The organism is Curtobacterium sp. MCBA15_016 (assembly GCF_001865105.1).
In the GTDB taxonomy this organism is placed as follows: Bacteria; Actinomycetota; Actinomycetes; order Actinomycetales; family Microbacteriaceae; genus Curtobacterium.
In genome coordinates, this window is the sequence record NZ_MJGR01000031.1 from 12,215 (window position 1) to 12,632 (window position 418).

2 pseudogenes are annotated in these 418 nt (G+C 74.2%); both read right to left on the bottom strand.

The features are described 5' to 3' along the window. Positions 1-164, bottom strand: a pseudogene (locus BIV03_RS20130) (response regulator); the annotation flags it as partial. Beyond that, a pseudogene (locus BIV03_RS20035) lies at positions 161-418 on the bottom strand (histidine kinase); the annotation flags it as partial. The pseudogenes BIV03_RS20130 and BIV03_RS20035, both read right to left, overlap by 4 nt.

The following is a 418-nucleotide window of genomic DNA, read 5'->3' on the forward strand; positions in this document are numbered from 1 at the left end:
TCGAGGACGACCACGTCGGGCAGGGTCGCGGCGACGCGTCCGACGGTGTCGCGGACCGTTCCGGCCTCGCCCACCACCTCGAGGTCGGGTTCGGCGTCGATGAGGTCGGCAACGCCGCGGCGGACGATCTCGTGGTCGTCGACGAGGAACACCCGTGTGGTCATGGTCGCTCCGTTCCGGAGTGGGCCGGGACGGTCCACCGGACGCGCGTGCCGCCCTCGTGAGGCTCGTCGAGGCGGTACCCGCCACCGCGCAGCCGCGCTCGGGCCGCGAGGTTCGCCGTGCCGCTCCGTCGCCCGTGGTCGCCGGGCCCGGGCCCGTCGTCCTCGACCAGGACCTGGACGGCCCCGTCATCGACCGAGACCTCGATCCGGCAGCTCGCTTCGGGTGCGTGTCGGGCGACGTTCGCGAGCGACTC